This window comes from Propionivibrio sp. (assembly GCF_049316945.1).
GTDB lineage: Bacteria > Pseudomonadota > Gammaproteobacteria > Burkholderiales > Rhodocyclaceae > Propionivibrio.
This window is the reverse complement of sequence record NZ_JBMOJE010000326.1, coordinates 1-2,298: the sequence shown is the minus strand read 5'-3', so window position 1 is coordinate 2,298 and position 2,298 is coordinate 1. Positions and strand designations below refer to the sequence as shown.

Here is a 2,298-nt window from a genome sequence, read left to right as displayed (position 1 = left end):
CGCTGCACAGCCGAAATTCAGAACCACATGACTTGTTGGCGCAGTTTGACTGTATTAGGCTTGCACAAAGTATGGCGCCAGCGGCGCGTCAAGTCGCTGATAGAGCGGATGGACGGGAGACCCGTTCTTGTTCCTACCGAAGCAGTAAACCTTCGCCGGGTCGCACACTTCGCGCAAGATCGTTTCCACCGCCGGTCCACGGCCTGACTTGTGGCCAGGATTCCCCCAACTCACCACGATGATCCGAGCCTTGGCCGCTATTCGCCGAATCCACTCATCGTTCTCTGGGAGGTTGAACACCGCCGTTGATGTCAGGTCTGACGAGTAGGTACCGCGAATGGACATGACGTTGAGTTGGTAATAAGCGCCGACGCCCCAGTGCTCCTTAGCTCGGCGGACCATGCCATCGACAGTCGGATCGCCCACATCCTCTGTTGCACCGGAGGGGTTCATACTGATGCCGCAAGCGTAATCGTCTGGGTCGCCCCAATATCGGAACAACGCGAAGCGGTGAGTTCTGTCGGCGCTGAAAACTGTGCGCTCAGCGATGAGTCCCAACGCCAGCGCGGCGGCACACCCTTGGCATCGCAAATGCCGACCAACGCTGCGCCTAGACCCGGCGTTGCGCCAAAGTCTGATGTGTCACCTTCTACAGCCTCTCGGGTTAGGAGTGCGCGCTTGAGCGTTGCAACTCCAACTCCGTGCGTTCTAAAGCCGCCGCCAATGCTGGAGAGATAACTTTCAAGCTGGGAATCCGTGACAGGACGGCCCTGAACGCTGGCTCCATTGCGAACGGACTGACCTTCTCCGGTTCCTCGTAGGACATCGCCTTGTGAACCCCGGTCAGATCGTCGTGCAGCATCCGACCATGAAACAAGTCTTTCCCCAAAGTCCGCGAAATTGTCAGCGCCGCTTGCTCCCGATTCACTGCCAACAGATCGGCCATCCACGGGTACTTCTCGGCCAGCGCCTTCGCTTGCGGGCTCCAGTAAGGCGCCGTTGCTGTAGTAAACAGCGCCGGATTCAGGCGATATTCTGAGGTTTTCAAATCTTGGGACACGCTGCTGCACCTTTCTCACTTCAGCTTCGACCAATGCCTTGATGCTGGCGTCAAAATCATCGGGATTCCAACCCTCCGCATTTTGCTCCGAATACGCATAGTCGAACTGATCGATGCTGTGGCCTCTGAGTACGAACGACAGCATGTCTTGCCGCGCTGTTGGTAGCCAGCGGCCAGGTTGAGCTCACGCGCTGCGGCCAGGGTATCGCGGGCGGCGGCCACCGGGCCACGGCTGAAGCGAATGTCTGGGTTGGTGGCGTCGAAGTCGCCGTTGTTGCCGATGGCGGATTTGATTTGGGTTGAGTAGAACGCGATATACATCGGCTTCCCGTCAACGCCATAGTTAACTATCGCGCCGTCATAACCTTGATTTTGCAAGGACCGAATGCGCCTTGCTATTGCTGATGGCGTATTTGGCGGCAGCATGTCCAGCCTGGCGGGATTTTGCAAAGATAGGTAGACCGGTCGGACGTTGCCGCCATCAACTTTGGCAAAAGTTCCAGCCGTATCTGGACTCGTAGTAAAAAAGGCGTGTCCGTTAAATTCAGCAAAATCAGATGTAGTGCCGTGGTACACCACCAGCGGCTCGCCGTTCTCGTCAACGACTTTTGAGACGCCATCGCCCGTTTGCACTATGAAGCGTCTTGTTATATCATTGAGGTGTGCCGGAGGTGCGGTGTTCTTACCTTGTGTGAGGCCCGGTTCCGATGAAAGCCTACCGGCACTTTCAATTTCCATCAGTTCGTGGTCGTAAAACAGCCTACCGTTTGAATCCTCACGCATTCCGGCTGTAACCACAAAATCCTCGCCTTTGATTCGCACTTTTGCCGCAATAGCAACCAACCGTTGCTCTGCGTTTTTAGGATTTTTCCCGTCGAACACCACCACGCCATTTTGAATTAGCTCTGGGATTGCAGCCAACGCGCGCAACTTATCAGGACCACTGCCATGACTCACGGCTTCCTTTATGCCGTGCGCGCGGATTTCAACCGTGATATTTGTTCTGGTGTTGGTGTGGAATCCGGTAATGTTGGCTTTGCCCCACTCTCGCGCATCGTCTCGCATTTGAGTGATTGAAGCGTTATCCGTCCCGATGACGGCGCTAACCTCATTGCCAGTCAAAATTGAAACAGGCTCACCATCGACAAGTGCTTTTGCGGAAGCAGCAGCTTCCCAATCCCCAAACCACTTCTTGAACTTCGGCGTCTCGGTCTGATCGGTCCCCCGGCTGAACCGGA

At 55.7% G+C, this 2,298-nt stretch carries 3 protein-coding genes; all 3 read right to left on the bottom strand.

Annotation, left to right across the window (positions count from 1 at the left end; genetic code table 11):
• Positions 1-54: 54 nt before the first annotated feature.
• Positions 55-501 (bottom strand): DUF1643 domain-containing protein, encoded by a 447-nt coding sequence (locus ACOYNV_RS27640; RefSeq protein ID WP_422903034.1) that lies wholly within the window; start codon positions 499-501, stop codon positions 55-57.
• Positions 502-664: 163 nt separating this feature from the next.
• The gene (locus ACOYNV_RS27635; RefSeq protein ID WP_422903033.1) at positions 665-1,060 is read right to left on the bottom strand and encodes a hypothetical protein; all 396 of its coding nucleotides are present in this window, start codon (positions 1,058-1,060) and stop codon (positions 665-667) included.
• A gap of 15 nt (positions 1,061-1,075) precedes the next feature.
• Positions 1,076-2,298: hypothetical protein (locus tag ACOYNV_RS27630; RefSeq protein WP_422903032.1), on the bottom strand; the 1,223-nt coding region annotated here is incomplete at its 5' end.